Origin of the sequence: Sulfurimonas sp. ST-25 (assembly GCF_048079205.1) — a bacterium.
GTDB lineage: Bacteria > Campylobacterota > Campylobacteria > Campylobacterales > Sulfurimonadaceae > Thiomicrolovo > Thiomicrolovo sulfuroxydans.
The window spans coordinates 455,008-473,246 of the sequence record NZ_CP182225.1 but is presented as its reverse complement, the minus strand read 5'-3'; the positions used below and the strand labels follow the sequence as shown (position 1 = coordinate 473,246).

General features: G+C 57.9%; 19 protein-coding genes. 10 read left to right on the top strand and 9 right to left on the bottom strand.

Translation table 11 applies throughout. The annotated features are described in order from the left end of the window. Positions 1-284: 284 nt before the first annotated feature. The gene (locus tag ACM66T_RS02365; protein ID WP_231020196.1) at positions 285-611 is read right to left on the bottom strand and encodes a hypothetical protein; all 327 of its coding nucleotides are present in this window, start codon (positions 609-611) and stop codon (positions 285-287) included. 285 nt (positions 612-896) lie between these two features. Here ACM66T_RS02365 and ACM66T_RS02360 point away from each other — a divergent pair, with 285 nt between their 5' ends. The 6 genes from ACM66T_RS02360 to ACM66T_RS02335 all read left to right on the top strand — a co-directional run bounded on the left by ACM66T_RS02360 (position 897) and on the right by ACM66T_RS02335 (position 7,043). Then, positions 897-2,054, top strand: a complete 1,158-nt coding sequence (locus tag ACM66T_RS02360; protein ID WP_231020195.1) for a glycosyltransferase family 4 protein — start codon at positions 897-899, stop codon at positions 2,052-2,054. Next, entirely contained in the window at positions 2,051-2,929 is an 879-nt protein-coding gene (locus ACM66T_RS02355) for a DMT family transporter (RefSeq protein WP_231020194.1), read from the top strand. The genes ACM66T_RS02360 and ACM66T_RS02355 overlap by 4 nt, the downstream gene beginning before the upstream one ends. 63 nt (positions 2,930-2,992) lie before the next feature. Further along, positions 2,993-5,086, top strand: a complete 2,094-nt coding sequence (locus ACM66T_RS02350; RefSeq protein WP_231020193.1) for an RNA degradosome polyphosphate kinase — start codon at positions 2,993-2,995, stop codon at positions 5,084-5,086. 24 nt (positions 5,087-5,110) lie between these two features. Then, a complete protein-coding gene (locus ACM66T_RS02345; protein WP_231020192.1) occupies positions 5,111-5,647 on the top strand; it encodes a gamma carbonic anhydrase family protein in 537 nt (178 codons plus the stop codon). A gap of 12 nt (positions 5,648-5,659) precedes the next feature. Then, a complete protein-coding gene (locus ACM66T_RS02340; RefSeq protein WP_416768736.1) occupies positions 5,660-6,280 on the top strand; it encodes a trimeric intracellular cation channel family protein in 621 nt (206 codons plus the stop codon). A gap of 139 nt (positions 6,281-6,419) precedes the next feature. Beyond that, on the top strand, positions 6,420-7,043 hold the full coding sequence (locus ACM66T_RS02335) for a hypothetical protein (RefSeq protein ID WP_231020190.1): 624 nt from the start codon (positions 6,420-6,422) through the stop codon (positions 7,041-7,043). Between the two features lie 39 nt (positions 7,044-7,082). On the opposite strand, the gene argJ is transcribed toward ACM66T_RS02335, so the two are convergent. The 3 genes from argJ to rpmB are packed head-to-tail and all read right to left on the bottom strand — an operon-like array spanning position 7,083 to position 9,613. Further along, the gene (argJ, locus tag ACM66T_RS02330) at positions 7,083-8,270 is read right to left on the bottom strand and encodes a bifunctional glutamate N-acetyltransferase/amino-acid acetyltransferase ArgJ (protein ID WP_231020189.1); all 1,188 of its coding nucleotides are present in this window, start codon (positions 8,268-8,270) and stop codon (positions 7,083-7,085) included. Beyond that, positions 8,263-9,393 carry a potassium channel family protein gene (locus tag ACM66T_RS02325; protein WP_416768735.1) on the bottom strand — a complete coding sequence of 377 codons (1,131 nt, stop codon included), beginning with the start codon at positions 9,391-9,393 and terminating at the stop codon, positions 8,263-8,265. The genes argJ and ACM66T_RS02325 overlap by 8 nt, the downstream gene beginning before the upstream one ends. 28 nt (positions 9,394-9,421) lie before the next feature. Beyond that, on the bottom strand, positions 9,422-9,613 hold the full coding sequence (gene rpmB, locus ACM66T_RS02320) for a 50S ribosomal protein L28 (RefSeq protein ID WP_231020187.1): 192 nt from the start codon (positions 9,611-9,613) through the stop codon (positions 9,422-9,424). A gap of 153 nt (positions 9,614-9,766) precedes the next feature. Between rpmB and rpe the strand changes: the two genes are divergently transcribed. Genes rpe through ACM66T_RS02305 form a run of 3 tightly spaced genes read left to right on the top strand, consistent with a single transcriptional unit; the run spans position 9,767 to position 11,791 of the window. Continuing rightward, positions 9,767-10,408 carry a ribulose-phosphate 3-epimerase gene (gene rpe, locus ACM66T_RS02315; RefSeq protein WP_231020186.1) on the top strand — a complete coding sequence of 214 codons (642 nt, stop codon included), beginning with the start codon at positions 9,767-9,769 and terminating at the stop codon, positions 10,406-10,408. 7 nt (positions 10,409-10,415) lie between these two features. Beyond that, on the top strand, positions 10,416-11,003 hold the full coding sequence (locus tag ACM66T_RS02310) for a phosphoribosylanthranilate isomerase (protein WP_231020185.1): 588 nt from the start codon (positions 10,416-10,418) through the stop codon (positions 11,001-11,003). After that, positions 11,000-11,791: a 3'-5' exonuclease gene (locus ACM66T_RS02305; protein WP_416768734.1), complete on the top strand. Its 792-nt coding sequence runs from the start codon at positions 11,000-11,002 to the stop codon at positions 11,789-11,791. Before ACM66T_RS02310 ends, ACM66T_RS02305 begins: the two co-directional genes overlap by 4 nt. Before the next feature lie 252 nt (positions 11,792-12,043). Here the strand turns inward: ACM66T_RS02305 and accA are convergent, their stop codons facing one another. From accA to gpmI, 5 genes are all read right to left on the bottom strand, one after another. Beyond that, positions 12,044-12,982, bottom strand: coding sequence for an acetyl-CoA carboxylase carboxyl transferase subunit alpha (accA, locus tag ACM66T_RS02300; RefSeq protein ID WP_231020183.1), 939 nt, complete (start codon positions 12,980-12,982; stop codon positions 12,044-12,046). A 9-nt stretch (positions 12,983-12,991) separates the two neighbouring features. Further along, complete coding sequence (locus ACM66T_RS02295) at positions 12,992-14,218, bottom strand: beta-ketoacyl-ACP synthase II (RefSeq protein WP_231020182.1); 1,227 nt, start codon at positions 14,216-14,218, stop codon at positions 12,992-12,994. 90 nt (positions 14,219-14,308) lie between these two features. After that, on the bottom strand, positions 14,309-14,539 hold the full coding sequence (acpP, locus tag ACM66T_RS02290) for an acyl carrier protein (protein ID WP_231020181.1): 231 nt from the start codon (positions 14,537-14,539) through the stop codon (positions 14,309-14,311). Positions 14,540-14,627: 88 nt separating this feature from the next. Beyond that, on the bottom strand, positions 14,628-15,374 hold the full coding sequence (fabG, locus tag ACM66T_RS02285; RefSeq protein WP_231020180.1) for a 3-oxoacyl-ACP reductase FabG: 747 nt from the start codon (positions 15,372-15,374) through the stop codon (positions 14,628-14,630). A gap of 171 nt (positions 15,375-15,545) precedes the next feature. After that, on the bottom strand, positions 15,546-17,021 hold the full coding sequence (gene gpmI, locus ACM66T_RS02280; protein WP_416768733.1) for a 2,3-bisphosphoglycerate-independent phosphoglycerate mutase: 1,476 nt from the start codon (positions 17,019-17,021) through the stop codon (positions 15,546-15,548). Between the two features lie 143 nt (positions 17,022-17,164). Here gpmI and mraY point away from each other — a divergent pair, with 143 nt between their 5' ends. Continuing rightward, a complete protein-coding gene (gene mraY, locus ACM66T_RS02275) occupies positions 17,165-18,226 on the top strand; it encodes a phospho-N-acetylmuramoyl-pentapeptide-transferase (protein ID WP_231020178.1) in 1,062 nt (353 codons plus the stop codon). The last annotated feature ends 13 nt before the right edge of the window (positions 18,227-18,239 follow it).

The following is an 18,239-nucleotide window of genomic DNA, read 5'->3' as shown; positions in this document are numbered from 1 at the left end:
TTAGATGTGATACCTGAAGCGTTTAAATTAACGTTCTTGTCTAAACTTTATACCTTATCACATTAAAGTTTTGTTAAAAAACTAACAAAATATTAATAAATATGCTTTTTGTATCAAAATCACTTTTAAAACATTGAAAAACAGAAAACTTTTTCTTTAAATCATTTCAAAATGATTTGTGATAACGGCTTCGTCTGGTTGGATGTAGAGGTGTCTCAAAAAAGAGAATAAAAAAGGGGAGAAGAACCCCTCCCGGAAGGGAGGGTAAGGGTAAGAGGGGTGTGTTAGCCGAGGAGGCCGCCACCCAGCAGGCTACCAACGAGCGGCAGACCACCGAGCAGACCGCCGAGAAGACCGTCAACAGTATCGAGCAGACCAGTTACGATCGGTCCGACGAGCGGCAGGCTACCGACGATGTTCAGAACCGGATCAAGGATAGTCAGACCAAGCAGTTGACCTTGTGTTCCGACCATTTCAGCACCTGTCATTGCAACTGCATCTACATTGCTTGCACCGAACATAAACTGAGCATCAGTAGCTGCCAGTTCTGCTGCAGATGCAACTGAAGTGATACCTGCCGCTGCTGCGACACCCATCATCATCTTTTTCATATATACACTCCTAAGAAATTTTGAAGACCATCGAACCGTCCTCTGCAAAATATTATTTTCTTTTTTATTAAATTCAATTTAATTTAACGGATTGTTAATAATTTAATTCACTTGATAGCAATAGTTTAAACTTAAATTAACTTTTTATAATTTATTTACACTATTTATTAATATTATTTGGAAAGATTTTAATTTTATTACCAATTGTGACGCCATCCTTCGACTGTAACCGCTCTGAAACGCCTGCACGATACGATTGCCAACTTTTCGTTTGGAGCGAACACCATGCGCATCTGCATTTTTACCGACACCATCGGTGATCTCAACGGCGTCTCCCGTTTTATTCAGGATATGGGAGAACAGGCCCTCTTACATAATGTAGACCTTCACATCGTCGCTTCGACAGCCAAATACTGCCCCGACCTTCCCAACGTCCACAACCTGCCGCCCCGCTGGAGGGTGCCGATGCCTTTTTACCGCGAACTCGACCTCGCCTACCCCTCGGCCAGCGCCCTGGAACGGATGCTGCGGGAGCTGCGCCCCGATATCGTACATATCTCCACCCCCGGCCCTGTCGGCGTCATCGCCAAAAAGCTCGCCGCTAAGCACAACCTCCCCGTGCTCGGGACCTACCATACGGATTTCCCCGCCTATGTCCGCGACAACACGGGGCTGGAGTGGGCCAAACGGATCGCCGACAGGACGATGGCGCGCTTCTACCGCCCCTTCAAAAGGGTCTTTACCCGCTCGACCGAATACCTGGAGATTATGGAACGCGAGATCGGGATCGAGCGGGCACGCAGCGAACTGCTCTCGCCGGGAACAAACCGCAAACGCTTCCACCCGTCGCACAGGAGCGACAGCGTCTTTGCCGAATACGGGGCGACGGGAGAGGGTCCGAAGGTGCTCTATGTCGGCCGTATCTCCAAGGAGAAGAACGTCCCCTTTCTGCTCGACGTCTGGCAGCGATACAAGGCCGACAACCCCGGTTCCGAGGCCGAACTGCTGCTCGTCGGCGAAGGAGGCCTCCGTCATAAACGCGCCAACCTGGCCCTGGACGATGTCATCTTCGCCGGTCCGGTGATCGGCGATGACCTCTCCCGTCTCTACGCCTCCTGCGACCTTTTCGTCTTTCCCTCCGTCACCGATACGCTGGGACAGGTCGTCATGGAGGCGCAGGCCAGTCGGGTCTGCTGCCTTGTCTCGGACGTTGGCGGGCCGCAGGGCATCGTCAACCCGGACGGAAACGCCGGCGGTATGGTCGTCAAAGGCAACGATACCGACGCCTGGGTCGCGGCCTTGGAAGCCCTGCTTGAAAATGCTACACTACGGCAAAATTACGCGAAGCAGGGGTATGAGAATATGCATCATTTCAACATCATTGATTCGTTCACGCACTTCGTACAGACCCACCGCGACGCCCTGCATCGGCATCGGCCGTGACCCCGCAGCGCCAGGGGGAGCTCTACGCCGTCGTTTTGTCGCTGCTGGAGAGCTGGTTCCCCATTCTCGCCCTCGTCGCCGTCAAGGCCATCGGCCCGCTGAACACCTACGGCTTCGTTCTCATTATCGCCACCGCCGTGCTGCTGCTCCTGCTCTATGCCCGGGAAGGGTTCGGAGGTTTTGCCGATAGGGAAGCGCTGCCCGACCTGCTGTGGACCTCCTTTTATATTACCCTGCTCTTCACCCTCGTTTTCATCGGACTGCGCTATACGACGGCGGGGAACATGGCCGTCATCCTGACGCTGCAGCTCTTCTTCTCCTACCTCTACTTTAACCTGCCCGGCAGAGAGAAGCTCGATGCGCTGCACACCTTCGCCGCCTTTATAATGGGGGCGGGGGCCGTGATCATCCTCTTTCCCGCGACCTTCACCTTCAACCCCGGCGACCTGCTGATTTTGCTTGCGGCCGCGACCGCTCCCCTGGCGAACCTCTACCAGAAGCGGGCGCGCCAAAGGGTCAGCGCCCTCACCATCCTCGCCTTCCGCAACCTGGCGGCCCTGCCCGTGCTCTTCGGCGCCGCCCTGCTCTTCGAGGGCCTCCCCACCGCCGCAGCGCTCCTGGACGTCCTCCCCGCCATCGCCGCCGTCGCCGTGCTGGTCTACGTCCTGGCCAAGATCCTCTGGATCGAGGCGCTGCACCGCATCGGCATCACCAAACTCAGCGCCATGATCGCCTTTATGCCGCTCTTTACCCTGATCTTTGCCTACCCCGCGCTGGGGGAGGTCCCGACAGCACGACAGCTGCTCGGCACCCTTCCGATCCTACTGGGGGCCTACCTCATCACCCGTCCCCTCCCGCCGGGGCGCGAACCGTAACCGGTTCGATAACAATTCTTCGCTATAATATAACCCATTCCAATATTTTTCCCGAGCCCGCCAATGACCAATCTCAAAGACCCAAAATTCTATTTCAACCGTGAACTCTCCTGGCTGCAGTTCAATACGCGCGTGCTGCAGCAGGCGCAGGACAAGAAGCAGCCCCTGCTTGAACGCCTGAAGTTCCTTGCCATCTACGGCACCAACCTCGACGAGTTCTATATGATCCGTGTCGCGGGTCTCAAGAAACTCTTTACCTCCGGGATCATCCTCTCCGGCCCCGACCGCCTCACCCCGCTGCAGCAGCTGCGCGAGATCCGCAAATACCTCCACCAGGAGCTGCAGGTCGTCGAGCACACCTTCATCGAGATCATGGCCGGCCTTAAAGACGAGGGGATCTTTCTCAAACGCTACCAGGAGCTGAACAACCAGGAGAAGGGGGAGGTGAACCGCTACTTCCACGAGCACATCTACCCTGTTATCGTCCCGATCGCCGTCGACGGTACCCACCCCTTCCCGCACCTGAACAACCTCAGTTTCGGCCTGATCGTCAAACTCCAGGACAATGACGATCCCAGCGTCCAGCGCTACGGCCTCGTGCGCATCCCCCGGGTCCTGCCCCGTTTCGTGCAGATCGGCACCGGGATCTACGTCCCCATCGGCAGCATCGTCGCCCAGCACATCGATGAGCTCTTCCCGGGCTACACCCTGCTGCAGTACACCCCCTTCCGCGTCACGCGCAATGCCGACATTACCATCGAGGAGGAGGAAGCGGACGACTTTATGGAGATGCTCGAAGAGGGGCTGAAACTCCGCAAAAAAGGAGAGCTGGTCCGTCTCGAGATCGGGGTCGACGCCGACGACGAACTGATCGACTTCTTCAACCGCCACACCAATGTCTACAAAGACGACCTCTACCGCTTCAAGATCGTGCTCAACCTCGCCAGCCTCTGGCAGATCGTCGGCAACATGGATTTTGCGCACCTCGTCGCGGCACCGTACAAACCGCGGAACCTGCCGCCGCTGGATTCCGAGGACAGCATCTACTCCGTCCTCGACAAACAGGACGTCCTGCTCTACCACCCCTACGAGAGTTTCGAGCCCATCGTCAAGTTCATCCAGGCGGCGGCCAAGGACCCCGATGTCGTCTCCATCCGGATGACGCTCTACCGCAGCGGGACGAACTCGCCCATCGTCAACGCCCTGATGCAGGCGGCCGAATCGGGCAAGCAGGTGACGACCATGGTCGAACTCAAAGCGCGTTTCGACGAAGAGAACAACCTCATCTGGGCCAAGGCGCTGGAGAGCGCGGGGGCGCACGTCATCTACGGCATCCCCGGCTTCAAGGTCCACGCCAAGGCCGCCCTTGTCACCCGCAAGGTCGGCGACAAGCTCAAACAGTACGCGCACCTGGGCACGGGGAACTACAACCCCGGTACGGCGAAGATCTATACCGATGTCAGTTACATGACCTCCAACGAGGCGATCACGAACGACATGACCCGCTTCTTCCACTTTTTGACGGGCTTCAGCAAAAAAGGGAAACTCAACAAGCTCTACATGTCCCCGACCCAGACCAAACCGAAGATCCTCTCGCTGATCCAGAACGAGACCCGGATGGGAACGGAGGGGCGCATCATCGTCAAGGTCAACTCCCTCGTCGACGAGGATGTCATCCGCGCGCTTTATAAAGCGTCGCAAGCCGGGGTCAAGGTCGACCTGATCGTCCGCGGCATCTGCTGCCTCGTCCCGGGCATTGAAGGGGTGAGCGAGAACATCCGGGTCACCTCGCTGATCGGAAAATACCTCGAACATGCCCGTGTCTTCTACTTCAAACATGGCCATCCGCAGATGTACATCTCCAGCGCCGACTGGATGCCGCGGAACCTCGTGCGCCGTATCGAACTGATGACGGGCATTGAGGATGAAGAGTCCAAAGAGAAGCTCCTGCAGCTGCTCACCCTCCAGCTCACGGACAACGTCCTTGCCCACGAACTCCAGAGCGACGGAAGCTACCGCCGGGTCGAGGCCGGCGAAACGCCGGTCAACTCCCAGCTCCTGCTCGAGCAGCATACGACCAAGATGTACAAATCGTCGAAGAAGCGCGATACGACCTATATCAACAAACTGGCTTCCCGTCTCTTCAAAGAGAGCTGAGGCCGCGACAGCAAGGAAACGACAATGACCTACCCCTTTAAACAATGGGAACCTCAACTTGGTGACAATACCTGGATTGCGAAAAGTGCGGATGTCATCGGGAATGTCACCATGGGCGAGGAGTGCGCCGTCTGGTTCGGCTGCGTCGTGCGCGGCGACGTGCACCGCATCGTCATCGGCGACCGCACGAATATCCAGGACCTCTCCATGATCCATGTCACCCACTACAAAAAACCCGACATGAGCGACGGCCACCCGACCATCATCGGCAGCGACGTCACCATCGGCCACCGCGTCATGCTCCACGGCTGTACGGTCGAGGATGCCTGCCTGATCGGGATGAGCGCGACCATTCTCGACGGCGCCGTCATCGGCAAGGAGTCCATCGTCGGTGCCGGGGCGCTGGTCACGAAGAACAAGGTCTTTCCGCCCCGGTCACTGATCATGGGCTCCCCGGCCAAGGTCGTCCGCACCCTCTCCGACGAGGAGGTCAAGGAGCTTTACGCCTCGGCGGAACGCTATGTCGCCTTCAAAGAGGATTTCCGCATGGCGGGCGCCTAAAATACCGGAACCATGGACTTTTTTATTCTCGCTGACATCATCGGCATTGTCGCCTTCGCCCTGAGCGGCTTCCTCGCCGGGGTACGCCACCGGCTCGACCTGCTGGGGCTCATCATCGTCGCCTCCCTGACGGCGCTCGGCGGCGGGGTGATCCGCGACCTCATGCTCGACCGTACGCCCTTCGCCTTTAACCACTACTACCCGGCGCTGACCGTCATCGCCAGCGTCATGATCGCCCTGGCCCTCCGCCTCTACCGCCGGGACGCGCTTGAGCGTAAATGGCTCTTCATCATCAGCGACACCGTAGGCCTTGTCGCCTTCAGCATCACCGGCGCCCTGCTGGGCATCGCGGCGGAGTTCAACTTCTTCGGCGTCATTATCGTCAGCTTCCTCACCGCCATCGGCGGCGGGGTCACCCGCGACGTACTCGTCAACACCGTCCCCGCCATCCTGACCAGCGACTTCTACGGTACCATCGCCGTGATCGTCGCCGTGCTGCTCATCCTGCTTGACGCCGTCGGCTGGCTGAACGACACCGCCGTTCTCGCCGTCGCCCTTTTTGCCACCGTGCTCCGCCTGGTCGCCCACTACCGCGGCTGGCACCTCCCCCACCTCGACCTTCCCCCGCGCTGAAACCTGCAATTTCGCGGGAGATATCAAATAACTTTTTTTTATTTTTCAGAAAAATGTGAATAAAATGTGATTGTCTGTATGATAAATGAAAAAAGTTTGCCTATCGTGCACACCATCTTTCTTCAAGAGAGGAGTAAAAATGAAGAAAACGACCCAACTGCTCAGTGTCCTTGCCGGCACCGCGATTCTGTCCGCATCGGCGGCGACCGCCGCGGACAAATTCGTCTTGCTGCCCATCTTTACAGATCCGGACTGGAAAGCCAACATCGAGCTCGCCGCCGTCGGCGGGACGATGGATTTTGACAACGGTTCCGTCAAAGATGACTACAACTACGGTGTCGAATTCTCTTTCGACTGTCCCGTATTCACCCTGCCCGGCGACAACCTGCTGCGGCAGCAGCTGAGCCTGAGCCGTTACGATAAAGATGATGTGACCATTACCGCGATCGAAATGAACCCCTACTATTTCATCCATTTCACCCGGAACCTCGTTCTCGGCGTCGGGCCCGGCATCGGCGCGATGTACACCGAATACCCCGTGACCACGACCACAGGCGGATTGTTTCCGACGACATCCACCGACAACGCGAACGACTGGCTCTTCACGCTGCAGGCCGGCGCGGGTCTGAAATACTATATGGGGAGTTTCCTGGCGGGGGTGGATATCCGCCGCACATGGACCACCGAAAACGATTTCGGCACGACGAAGAAATACAGCCTGGACAACTGGCGGACCCTTCTCAAGGCAGGCTACCGCTTTTAGACGGCCCGCTGGGCCGCCGCTTTCTGCTATAAAACGCCGCTACGTTCTGTAGTCGGCGTTGATCTTGACATACTCGTGACCAAGGTCACAGCCGTAAGCGTCAAACGCCCCCTCGCCCATCCCAAGTGCACAGCTGATCGTAAAGCGTTCGCGCTTCATCACCGCCGCCGCCAGCTTTTCCGTCTCTGCATCAAAGAGGATCGTCCCCTTGTCATAGACACAGACGTCGTCGAAACTGACCGTCAGTGTCGCCTCGTCGCACGCGACGCCGCTGGCGCCGATGGTCGATGCGACACGGCCCCAGTTGGGGTCTTCGCCGTAGATGGCCGTTTTCATCAGCAGCGAGTTCGAAAGCGCCTTCGCCGCCGTCTCCGCCTCGTCGTCATTAGCGGCGCCCGTGACGTGGAAGGTAACCATCTTTGTCGCCCCCTCCCCGTCGCTGACCATCATCTGCGCCAGCTCCAGCAGCATCTCGTGCAGGGCCGTTTTGAACGCTTCGGCATCAAACGCACCGCTTTTGCGGTTGGACAGGAGCAGTACCGTATCATTCGTGGAGGTATCCCCGTCGACGCTCGCAGCGTTGAAGGTCGTCGGGATGACCGCCTCGAGGCAGGCCTGCAGCTCGGCCGCTTCGGCATCCGCGTCGGTCGTCACGAAGCAGAGCATCGTCGCCATCGCGGGGTTGATCATCCCCGCGCCCTTGGCGATCGCCCCGAGGCGGAAACGCTTGCCCTCTGCCAAAACGATCTCCGTCGACACCATCTTGTAGAAGGTGTCCGTCGTCATGATCGCTTTCGCGGCCGCCAGGCTGTCCCGGCTGCCGAGGTCGAAGGTCTTTGCCGCCGCCGTGATCTTCTCTTTGGGCAGACGCACACCGATGACCCCCGTCGAACTCATCACCGGGTTCTGAAGGACGCCGTAATGCGCCTGCAGCTCCCCGAGGACTTCGTCGATGTCGGCGATCCCGGCAGCTCCCGTCATCGCATTGGCATTTTTGGCGTTCATCAGCACGAAGTTGCTTTTGAAGCTCCCTTTGGCCCGGTAGTGGCGGATCGGTGCGGCCGTCATCTTGTTCGTCGTAAAGACCGCCGCCGTCTCGCAAGGGGTGTCGGCGTAGATAAAGGCAACGTCATCCGCCCCGTTCGGGCGCAGGCCGGCACTGGCCGACCCCGCAAAGAACCCCTCCGGCGCGCAGACGCCGCCGCCGACTTTTTTCATCTCAAACATAGCGCAACTCCTGCGGTTTTTTACGCTGGCGCACCAGCTCTTTGGTCATTTTGATCCCCTTTTCGGTGCCAACGACCAGCAGTTTCGACTCGCTGGTGACGAGGTCGTCCCCTTTGGGCATGGCGACGAATTTGCCGTCTTTGCGCGTGACCCCGACGACGGAAACGTTTGCAATCTCTCTGAGGTGGGTCTCTTTGAGGCGGTTGAGGACCATCCAGCTGTATTTGGGCACGAAGATCTCCTCCATGTCCAGCGGGGTGTCGCTGCGGTAGAGGAACTCCTCGAGGAGGTTTTCCATATCCGGGCGCGCCGCCATGGAGGTGATGCGCTGCGCCGTCAGTTTCGTCGGCGAGACAACGGTATCGGCCCCGAGTTTTTTCAGCTTCTCCACGTCGCTCATCGTCTCGGCGGAGCTGATCAGGTTATAGGGCCTTGGCAGCGCATGCTCTTTCTCAAAAAGACGCACCGAGGCGATGATCGCGATGTTGTCCGCGATCAGCGGCGAGAGGGTGATCACCCCGCTCGCGGAGCTCAGGTGCCCCTTGAGCATCGCCACCTCGGTGTGGGGCTCTTCACGGAGGAAATAGGGGTACTTGTGCTGTTTCGCCCACGCTTCGATCTCCTCGCGGGGATCGATCACGACGAAGGGGATGTGCGAGCGGCGCAGCTCCTTCGTGACTTCGATGGTGTAATCGTTGTGGTAGCAGATGACAAAATGCTTTTTCAAGCGCGCGATCTTGTAGAGCATGTCCCGCTCCTTTATGGTTTTATAGATGTTCCCGCGGTTGATCTCGTTGACGAGAATACCGACCGCCATCGAGAAGACGGCGAAACCGGTAATGATCAGCGTGATCGTAAAGAGCCTCCCCGCATCGGAAATGGGGGCGATCTCCCCGAAGCCGACCGTCGTAAAGGTGATCCCCGTCTGGTAGATGGCGTCTATCAGCGAAAAATCGTCTATCACCATGTAGCCGATGGTGCCGAGGAACATGATGATTGCCGTAAAAATCAGCGGCAGACGAAACGGTTTGAGGTGGCTGTAAATATCGGGAAGTAGATCGTATTGGGGTTTGGGAGGAGTCTCCCAATGAAGAAAGGCGCGAATCTTTTGGATCAGATTCAAACGGCGCTCAGTTGTCGGCGTAAGGGAGTTACGCCTGTTTTTTCTTCATAGTACGAAGCTCAGAAGCAGAGATCTTAATCTTCTTAGTCGTACCGTCTTCCATCTGGACGCGGACGGTGCGAAGATTAGGCATGAAACGTCTTTTCGTGCGATTTTTCGCGTGAGAAACGTTGTTCCCGCTCATTGGGCCCTTACCGCTAATAGCACATTTTCTTGCCATTTGTAGGCTCCTTGCGTAAATTTAGTGGCGCATTATATCCTCTAAAATCAAAAGAGTTCCTTAAATAACCACGCTAGCACGGTGCGTACCGACATTTTATCGCAATGCACACACTATTTGGATAAAATGGCAAAAAAAAGAAAGGGTAGCTCAATGCTTGTAGCCCCCAGTATTCTCTCCGCCGATTTCGGCAGCCTCGCGCGCGACGTCAAGGCGATCTGCGACGCCGGCTGCGACCTCGTGCACGTCGACGTCATGGACGGCCATTTCGTACCGAACCTCACCATCGGGCCCGTCGTCGTCTCCGCCGTCGCCGCGGCAGCCACCAAACCCCTCGACATCCACCTGATGGTCGAAAACAACACCTTCTTTGTCGACCTCTTCGCCCCGCTGAAGCCCGAATACATCTCCTTCCACATCGAAGAGGAGAAACACCCCCACCGCCTGGCCCAGTACATCCGCAGCCTCGGCATCAAACCCGCCATCGTCCTCAACCCGCACACGCCGGCCGAAAGCCTCGAGTACCTGCTGCCCTACATCGACATGGTTCTCGTCATGAGCGTCAACCCCGGTTTCGGCGGCCAGAAGTTCATCGATGTCTATGAAAAGCTCCGCCGTCTGCGCGACCTGCGCGACCGCATCAACCCCGACTGCATGATCGAAGTCGACGGCGGGGTCAACGACGCGAACATCGGCGCGCTCAAAGCGGCGGGCGTCGACGTCTGCGTCGCCGGCAGCTACGTCTTCAAACACGCAGACGGCCTCGAAGCGGCCATCGGCAGCCTGAAAGTCTGAGCCTTCCGTGCGCGTCAAGATCTGCGGCATCACCTCCTATGAAGACGCCATGAGCGCGATCGATGCCGGGGCCGACGCGCTCGGTTTTGTTTTCTATCCCCCCTCGCCGCGCCATATCACCCCCGAGGCGGCCGCGGCGATCATCCGCAGGCTGCCACCCTTTGTCGAAAAAGTCGGTCTCTTCGTCAACGAGGAAGCCCCGGCCATCAACGCGGCGGCCAAGACGAGCGGCATCACCCTGGCCCAGATCCATTTTGATGCCCCCCAGGAGCTCTTTGACGCCCTGGAGTGCCCCTTTGTCCGTGTGATCCGTGCACAGAGCCCCGAAGACGTCAAAGCGCACGCGGACGAGTACCGCCTCGTCGATGCCTATTGCGACGCCTACGGGGGTATGGGCAAGCGGCTCAACCTCGAGTGGTTCGACGGGGTCGACTGTTCAAAGATCATCCTCGCCGGCGGGCTCTCCCCCGATAACGTCGAAGAGTGTCTCCCCTACGGCTTCTACGCCCTCGATGTCAGCAGCGGCGTCGAAGCATCCAAGGGGAAAAAAGACCCGAAGAAGGTTGGCCTGTTTATTGCAAAGGCCAAAGCATGATCGAAGCCTCCCAACTCCCCCAGAAGCTCTGCGAAGGGCTGACAGCCTACCAGATCGAGCAGCTGACCGGCGAGAGCGCCGAACTGGCCGTCGAACTGATGCGCGCACAGGGGCTCGAACTCGTCAGCCGCGACGGCACGCGCTACTACCCCCAAAGCTGCGACCAGCTCCTCTCGGCGGCGACCTTCTGCATCGTCGACATTGAGACCAACGGCTCCAAGCCGGACAAACACCAGATCATCGAGATCGGCGCCGTCAAGGTGCAGAACCTCCACATCATCGACCGTTTTGAGAGCCTGGTGCGCTGCGACCATATCTCGGGGCACATCACCGAGATCACGGGTATCGCCGAAGAGGACACCCAGGATGCCCCCGCTATGAAAGAGGTCCTCGAAGCATTCAAGCTCTTCCTGGGCAACGACATCTTCGTCGGCCACGACGTCAAGTTCGACTTCCAGTTCACCTCGAAGATGATGGAGCGCGTCGGGATGGCGCCCCTGCTCAACCGCAGCCTCTGCACCATCGACCTCGCCGAGCGTACCATCAGCTCCTACCGCTACGGTCTGGCCTTCCTGAACGAACAGCTCGAACTCTACAAAGAGGCGACCCACCACCGCGCCCTCTCCGACGCGATGACGACGGCAAAGCTCTTCAAACGCACCCTAAAATGCATCCCAACCGAGATCCAAACCGTTGAGGAGCTCATCACCTTCTCCAAGAAGGCCAAACGCCTCAAACGCCCGAAATTCCCGCCCCAGCCCCCGGAACAGACAGCCCCCGAAGCCTAAACACTTTCCAAAAAATCTAAATTGTTGATTCCGAAACGGTCATTAGCGTATCAGGAGGATCACCGGGGATTGGCATGTCCCGAAAGCGCACTCCGAGAGTATTTCTTCCAGGGCGCAGCCTTTTATCCTTTTTTCTTCCCGGTTCGGCTTCTTTTTTGGATAAGCAAAAAAGAAGGGGAACAAAACAGTTAAAGAAAATAGAGAGCATGGCGCGGCCAAGCCGCTCCAATTAAAAAAAGAAAGTTTGCTGGATTAGTTTTCGGAGTAAGCGCCCATACCCGTCAGGCGGTCATAGCGCTTGTGGCGGCGTTCGGAACCGCTGAAATTAGAGAGCTCGTTGATCCGCTCGAGAATGTAGCCTTTCATCGCGTCCGCCGCCCCAGACTTGTCGCGGTGCGCCCCGATAAGCGGCTCGTCGATGACGTCATCGATCAGGTCGAGCTCTTTGAGGTCGCTGCTCGTGATCTTAAGCGCCTTCGTCGCCGCTTCCGCCTTGGCCGGATCGTTCCAGAGAATCGCGGAACACCCTTCCGGAGAGATGACGCTGAAAACGGAGTAGCGCATCATCGCCAGCCGGTCGGCAACGCCGATGGCCAGGGCGCCGCCGCTGCCTCCCTCGCCGATAACGATAGAGATCGTGATCGTTTCCAGTTTGGAGAGTTCCAGCAGGTTGCGGGAGATCGCTTCACTCTGGTTACGCTCTTCGGCACCCAGTCCCGGGTAGGCGCCCGGGGTGTCGATGAGCATGACCACTGGGATATTGAACTTGTCTGCCAACTGGGCGCAGCGCAGCGCCTTGCGGTACCCTTCCGGGTGCGGCATCCCGAAGTTGCGCTTGAGCTTGTTCTTCGTCCCGCGTCCCTTCTGTTCGCCAATGACCATGACACGCTGACCGTCGATGTAGCCCATGTAGCAGAGGATCGCCGCATCGTCGCGGAAGTGGCGGTCGCCGTGCAGTTCGTATTTGTCTTCGAGCAGCAGGTTGATGTAATCGAGCGCGTAGGGGCGGTCGGGGTGACGCGCCAGCTGGAGCTCCTGGTAAGGCGAGAGGTTCTTGTAGGTTTTACTGACCTCTTTCTCCAGATCTTTTTTCAGGATCTCGACGGCGTGGAGGTCGTGGCGCACCTCGGCGCTGACGATCTCTTCCTGGATCTGCTGGATCTTCTGCTCAAAATCGAGGTAGGTAGCCAATGCCGGACCTTAGAGCTTCTTGAAGATAACGACGCCGTTGGTGCCGCCGAAACCGAAGGAGTTGCTCATGACAATGTTCATTTCAGCTTTGCGCGCCGCGTTCGGAACGATGTCCAGATCGCAGTTCTCATCCGGGTTGATGTGGTTGATCGTCGGCGGGATGATACCCTCTTGCATCGCCATAAGGCAGACGACCGCTTCGATACCACCGGCCGCGCCAAGACAGTGGCCCGTCTGGCCCTTGGTAGATGTCACCGGCGGGCAGTTCTCTTTGCCGCCGAAGAGCTCTTTGAGTGCCGCCGTTTCGTTCTTGTCGTTCGTCGGTGTGGATGTACCGTGGGCATTGACGTAGTCGACTTTCGGGTTGCCGGCCATCGTCATCGCCGCTTTCATCGCGCGCAGCGGGCCGTCCATGCTCGGGCTCGTAATGTGGCTTGCATCGCCGCTCTCGCCGAAACCGATCAGCTCCCCGTAGATTTTCGCGCCGCGGGCAACGGCCGCATCGTACTCTTCGAGGACGAGCGCTGCCGCACCTTCACCCATGACAAAACCGTCGCGCTCCGCGTCAAAGGGACGGGAGGCCGTTTGCGGGTCGTCGTTGCGCGTGGAGAGCGCTTTCATGGAGGCAAAACCGCCGATACCGACACCGGTGACCGCAGATTCCGCCGCGACGACGAGCATACGGTCCGCACCGTTGCAGATGATCGTCTTCGCCGCTTCGCTGATGGAGTGGGTTCCCGCCGCACAGGCCGTGACCGCCGCGACATTGGGGCCTTTCAGACCATGCTCGATGGAAACGAAACCGCCGAGCATGTTGACCAGGGCGCTCGGAATGAAGAAAGGAGAGATACGGCGCGGGCCGCGGGTCTCAAGAACAATGGAGTTCTTCTCGATCGCCGGAAGTCCTCCGATACCGGATGCCGCGGCGACGCCGAAACGTTCGTATTCGATCTCGATTTCGTTGAAGGCCGCATCTTCCATCGCTTCCTGGGCCGCCTTAAGGCCGAGCTGGATGAAACGGTCCGCTTTTTTGACCTCTTTGGCCGCCATCACCGTTGTGGGGTCGAAGTTTTTGACCTCGCCGGCAATCAGAACGCCCTGCCCTTCGGCTTCGGCATCGAAAAGGGTAATTTTGTCAATGCCGCTCACGCCGTCACACATCGCTTTAAACGACTCTTCTTTATTGTGTCCGACAGCATTGATCATGCCCATACCCGTTACGACAACTCTTCTCACAGCAACTCCTGAAAAATATGTGTATAGCTTTATATACCCGTCCGAGGACGGCAATACAAAACCATTTTGCGGGAAACCCGCAAAGGAAACTTACGCCTTGTTTTCGACGTAGTTTACGACATCCTGAACTGTCTGAATTTTTTCAGCTTCATCGTCCGGGATTTCAATATCGAATTTTTCTTCAAGTGCCATGACCAGTTCAACGACGTCGAGGCTGTCCGCTCCGAGATCTTCAACGAATTTCGCATCCGGCTTTACTTCGTCCGGGTTTACGCTCAGTTGTTCAACTACGACTTCTTTGATGTCATCCAAAAGTGCCATTATAGCTCCTCTTTCCAATTTGAAATTCCGAAAGTATAGCACACGGAATATAAAAAAAAGCGCTGAAGGGGGGGTCTCCCCTCCGGCCTTAGGCCATGTTCATCCCGCCGTTGACTTTGAGGGTTTCACCCGTAATATAAGAGGCGCTGTCAGAGAGCAGAAAGGCCGTCGCTTCCGCGACTTCCCGCGCTTCGCCGAAGCGTCCCATCGGGATTTTTGAGGTAAAGTTGGACTTGATATCGTCGCTGAGTTCGTCGGTCATATCGGTGGCGATAAAGCCCGGTGTGACCGTGTTGTAACGCAGCCCGCTCGAAGCCGCTTCGATGGCAAAACTCTTCGTCATGGCGATCAGGCCGCCCTTGGAGGCCGCGTAGTTCGTCTGCCCCGCGTTGCCCGTCTCACCGACGATGGAAGCGATGTTGACAACGGCACCCTGCTTCTTCTTGCGCATCACCTTCATCGCTTCACGGCAGCCGATAAAGGCGGAGGTGAGGTTGGCGTTGATCACGGAAAGAAACTCCTCCGTTTTCATGCGCAGGGCCAGTTTGTCGTTCGTGATCCCCGCGTTGTTAACCAGGTAGCCCAGTTCACCGTCAGTGTCGACGATCGTCTTGATCGCCGCAACATAGGCCGCTTCGTCCGCCACGTCGAAACCGATTGTCTCCGCTTCGCCGCCCGCGGCAATAATCGCCGCTTTGACCGCTTCGGCGGCATCCGCGCCGCTGCGGTAGTTGACCCAGACTTTCAGACCGTAGCCGGCCAGCACTTTCGCGATCTCCGCGCCGATCCCCCGGCTCGATCCCGTTACCAATACGTTTTTACCACTGAATTTCATCTCACTCCTTTTGAATAATTTACTTACATCTACGGAAACTCTGCCGTCATGCATAAGCGCGGTTTACTGCGCGTGCCCCGCAGGAAATACCCTTGGGGTATGGGCTCTCCGCCAAGGAGAACACAGCGTTAGCGTAGGCATCCGGGCTTTTGCTCGGATGCCGTACCCAAACTATAAGAGGCTGTCGTCCATCTCGGCCGGTTTTTCGACGCCCATCAGTTCGAGGACCGTCGGGGCGATGTTGTTGAGGCCGCCGGGGTGGACTTTGTCGACCCCTTCGGCCATGACAAAGGCCCAGACCTTGCCGACGGTATGGTTGGTGAGGACGTTGCCCTCCTCGTCCCACATCTCCTCGCAGTTGCCGTGGTCGGAGGTCAGGACCATCGCATAATCGTCCGCTTTCGCTTTCTCCACGATGCGGCCGAGTTCATGGTCGACGGCTTCGACGGCCTTGATGGCGGCGTCATAGACACCCGTGTGCCCGACCATGTCCCCGTTGGCGAAGTTGACGACGATGAAGTCATACCCTTCGTCCATCGCGGTCATTACGGCATCGCCGACCGCGGGGGCGCTCATCTCGGGCTGCAGGTCGTAGGTCTTGACCTTCGGACTCGGGATAAGCACCCGCGCTTCATTTGCATAGGGCTCGTCGATCCCGCCGTTGAGGAAGAAGGTGACGTGGGCATACTTCTCCGTCTCCGCCGTATGGAACTGGCGAAGCCCACGGTTGCTGATCACCTCCGCGAGGGTGTTTTTCGGCGTCTCTTTCCGGAAGAGGACCGGGTAGGTGAAGCTTTTGTCATACTCCGTCATCGTCGCAAGGTTTGCTACGGCGAAGGGGCGGTCGAACTCGGCGAACGCCGGCGAAGCCAGTGCCGTCGTGATCTCGCGGACGCGGTCGCTGCGGAAATTGGTGATGAGAACGGCATCGCCCGCTTTCATCCCCTCATAGCCGTTGAAGGCCGCCGGCACGATAAACTCGTCCGTCTCTTTCCTGGCGTAGGAGGCTTCGATGTAGGCCGCGGGCGCAAGGTCGCTGGCAGGCTGTGCGGTCACGATAGCGTCGTAGCCGCTCTGGACACGCTCCCAGCGGTTGTCCCGGTCCATCGTATAGAAGCGTCCGCCGATAGTTGCAATGCGCACATTCGTGCTCAGCGCCTCCTGCAGTTTCTCCAGGTAATGCGGTGCGGACGTCGGCGAGACGTCGCGCCCGTCGGTAATGAGGTGGAGCCACACCTTCTTGCCCGCCGCTTCGGCGATCTTTGCCAGCGCGATCGTATGGTCGAGGTGCGAATGGACCCCGCCGTCGCTGAAGAGGCCGACGAGGTGCAGCGTGTCGGAGCTGTCCAGCAGCGCCGTCAAGGCCGGGTTACCCGCCAGGGTGCCCTCGGCGACGGCGAGGGATATCTTGACCAGGTCCTGGTAGAGTACGCGGCCGCTCCCGATGGTCATATGCCCCACTTCCGAGTTCCCCATCTGCCCCTCGGGCAGGCCGACGCTGAGACCGAAGGTGTCGATCAGCGCGTGGGGTACTTCGGCGAAGAGTTTCTCATAGGTCGGCTTTTTGGCATGGTAAAAAGCGTTCGCTTCCGTCCGTTGGCTGTAGCCGACCCCGTCCGTAATTACGAGTACAGTCTTTTGTCCCATAAAAATCCTTCACGAAGGGTCTTCCGAGAGCTGTCGGAACTCCGGAAATCCCCTTAAACATATAATGACGGCAATTATATTAAAATAGCACTTTTTACTCACTTTATCACTACAACCTAGTGAAAACTCTTTATGGACAGATAATGCTTTACTGGTTTTACGAACTTCTGGATATCAACCTGCTGCAATACATTACCGTCCGTGCCGGCGTCGCCTTTTTCCTGGCGCTCTGCATGACCCTTTTCCTGATGCCCCGCTTCATCCGCTGGGCGCAGAAGACCTCCAGCGTCCAGCCCATTAACGACTACGCGCCCGACCGCCACCGCGAGAAAGCGAAGACGCCGACGATGGGGGGTGTCGTCTTTATCGTTTCAACCCTGATCGCGTCGGCGATCACCGTGCGCTACGACAACTTTTTCGCCCTGGGCGGGATGCTCGTGCTCGCGCTCTTTATGCTGATCGGTTTCAAAGACGACTATGCCAAGATCGACAAGCAGCACAACCTGGCGGGCCTCACGGCCCGTGCCAAACTGCTGTTCCAGATCGCCGCGGCCCTTGTAGGCGCCCTTTTCCTGCGTTTCGCGGCGGGACTGGATACGGAACTGTATGTCCCCTTTTACAAGTACCCGCTCTTTGACATGCAGCTTTTCGCCCTCTTTTTCTGGTCCCTCGTCATGGTCGCGGCCTCCAACGCCGTGAACCTCACCGACGGGCTCGACGGCCTGGCGACGGTGCCCTCCGTCTTTGCCCTGATGACCCTGGGCATTTTCGTCTACATTATCGGGCACGCCGGCCTCTCCGCCTACCTGCTGATGCCGAACTTCCCCGTCGGAGAAGCCTCCGTCGTCGCCGCGGCGCTCATCGGTGCGCTTATCGGCTTTCTCTGGTTCAACTCCCACCCGGCCGAGGTCTTTATGGGCGACAGCGGTTCGCTCGCCATCGGCGCCTTTATCGGCTACCTCGGCATCGTCGCCAAGAGCGAGTTCCTGCTGCTGCTCATCGGGTTCATCTTCGTGATCGAGACCGTCTCCGTCATCATCCAGGTCGGCAGCTTCAAACTGCGCAAAAAGCGGGTCTTCCTGATGGCCCCCATCCACCATCACTTCGAGATGAAGAACTGGGCGGAGAACAAGATCATCGTCCGCTTCTGGATCATCGCCATGCTCTCGAACCTCGCCGCGCTCATTACCCTCAAAATCCGCTAAGGCCACCTGATGC